1 protein-coding gene and 1 pseudogene are annotated in these 2,640 nt (G+C 47.9%); both read right to left on the bottom strand.

Annotation, left to right across the window (positions count from 1 at the left end):
• On the bottom strand, window positions 1-1,168 hold a 1,168-nt coding region (locus L650_RS0120935), incomplete at its 3' end, for a histidine ammonia-lyase (RefSeq protein ID WP_029774292.1).
• A 2-nt stretch (window positions 1,169-1,170) separates the two neighbouring features.
• A pseudogene (hutU, locus tag L650_RS0120930) lies at window positions 1,171-2,640 on the bottom strand (urocanate hydratase); the annotation flags it as partial.

Here is a 2,640-nt window from a genome sequence, read left to right as displayed (position 1 = left end):
CCGCCGTTACTTGGGCAATCATAAAACCTGAGTTAACTCCGCCGTTTTCAACTAAAAAAGGTGGCAGTGTAGAGAGGTTTGAATCAATAAGTAGCGCGATTCTTCGCTCTGCCAGCGCGCCTATTTCGGCAATTGCAATGGCTAAGTTATCAGCTGCCATAGCAACGGGCTCTGCATGAAAGTTACCACCGGATATAATATCGCCCACATCGGCAAATACCAGCGGGTTATCGGTAACGCCGTTTGATTCACATAACAACACTTCTGCGGCGTGGCGAATTTGTGTTAAACACGCGCCGAGTACCTGAGGTTGGCAGCGAAGGCAGTAAGGGTCTTGCACTTTTTCGCAGTTTACGTGAGATTGGCTAATTTGTGATTCAGTACTAAGTAGCTCTCTAAATACACTGGCCGTATCAATTTGCCCGCGTTGCCCCCGTATTTCGTGAATGCGTGCATCAAAGGGCGCACGGCTACCCATTGCAGCTTCTATGCTAATAGAGCCTATAACACAGCTTTGTGCATATAAATCTTCTGCTTTGAAAAGCCCTTGTAACGCAAACGCGGTAGAGGCTTGTGTACCATTTAACAGTGCCAGCCCTTCTTTTGCGCCTAATGTAAGAGGTGAAAGGTTGGCAATTTTTAGCCCTTGAGCAGCACTTATAATTTCACCTTTGTGGCGCATTTTGCCTTCACCTAATAGTGGAAGGCACATATGAGCAAGAGGTGCTAAATCGCCGGAAGCACCCACAGACCCTTTTTGTGGTACGCACGGGTACACTTCACTGCACAGTAGTTGCATAAAAAATGCGATCACCTCTAGGCGTATCCCTGAGTAGCCCCGAGACAAAGAGTTTACTTTTAAGGTCATCATTAGTCTTACAGTGCTGTCGTCCATGAACTCTCCAATACCGGCAGCATGCGAAAGCACAATACTGCGCTGCAGTAGCTCAAGCTCGTCATCTGCTATTTTTGTATTGGCTAATAAGCCAAAGCCGGTGTTAATACCGTACACCGTTTGGCGTTTGTTTATTACGTTTTGAACAGTTTGTGCACTGGCCGCTATTTGTGTACTGGCGCCATCGACTAAGTTAAGTGTGACAGCTGAGTCATTAATTTTTCTTAGGGTGCTTAAGTCTAACTGCCCTGGTGTGAGAGTGTGTGAAATCATGACTATTCCTTGTTTAGCATAGGGAGATCTAGGTGGTGCTCTTGCGCGCAATTTTTTGCAATATCGTAGCCTGCATCAGCATGGCGCATAACGCCGGTAGCAGGGTCGTTCCAAAGCACACGAGCTATGCGTTGCGCAGCTTGTTCACTACCATCTGCAACAATAACCACGCCTGCGTGCTGGCTAAAGCCCATGCCCACTCCGCCGCCATGGTGCAGCGACACCCACGTTGCGCCACCCGCAGTATTAAGCAAAGCATTAAGTAACGGCCAATCAGAAACGGCGTCTGAACCATCTTGCATACTTTCGGTTTCACGGTTGGGGCTTGCTACAGAGCCAGAGTCGAGATGATCGCGACCAATTACAACCGGCGCTTTAAGCTCGCCATTTTTAACCATGTCGTTAAAGGCCAGTGCAAGGCGAGCCCGGTTTTTTAAACCAACCCAGCATATACGCGCTGGCAAACCCTGAAATTGAATGCGCTCACGCGCCATATCAAGCCAGTTATGTAAGTGAGTATCTTCTGCGATAAGCTCTTTCACTTTTGCATCGGTTTTATAAATGTCTTCGGGGTCGCCCGAAAGCGCAACCCATCTAAATGGGCCAATTCCTTCACAAAATAACGGACGGATATAAGCAGGCACAAAGCCCGGAAAATCAAATGCGTTGGTAACGCCTTCTTCAAATGCCATTTGGCGAATGTTATTGCCATAGTCGGTAGTGGCAGNCCGCCATAGATTGTTTAGCGGCTTTAACCACTGCCTGTGGGTTTTGTTCACGCATTTTTGCTGCGTGTTGCATGCTCCAACCTTGCGGTAGGTAGCCGTTGAGTGGGTCGTGCGCTGAGGTTTGGTCGGTCACTATATCAGGGGTAATATTACTGTTTGCCAGTGCAGTAAAAATATCGGCAGCATTACCTAATAAGCCTACCGATAATGCCTTGCCTTTAATGCAAGCATCGGTAACTAGCTCAAGCGCGTGCTCAAGTGTCGTGGCTTTTACATCAACGTAGCCGGTTTTAATTCGAAAATCGATACGGGTTTCGTCGCATTCCACAACTAATGCGCTAAAACCTGCCATCGTCGCGGCGAGTGGTTGTGCGCCTCCCATACCGCCAAGGCCTGCTGTTAAAACCCATTTACCTTTTGCATTACCGCCAAAGTGTTGCTTTGCCATTGCTACAAAGGTTTCGTAAGTGCCTTGCACTATGCCTTGTGAGCCAATATAAATCCAAGAGCCCGCGGTCATTTGCCCATACATCATTAAGCCTTTTTTATCGAGCTCATTGAAGTGCTCCCAATTTGCCCAATGTGGCACCAGGTTAGAATTAGCAATGAGAACGCGCGGCGCGTTTTCGTGGGTTTTAAATACGCCCACGGGCTTACCCGATTGCACAAGCAGGGTTTCATCGTTTTCGAGCCTATCAAGGGTTTCAATTATTTTATCAAAGCTTGGCCAGTCTCTTGCCGCAC

This window comes from Pseudoalteromonas sp. TB51, from assembly GCF_000498055.1.
Lineage (GTDB): Bacteria > Pseudomonadota > Gammaproteobacteria > Enterobacterales > Alteromonadaceae > Pseudoalteromonas > Pseudoalteromonas atlantica.
Note: the sequence above shows the minus strand (reverse complement) of the source record. Positions and strands in the feature narration are given on the sequence as shown.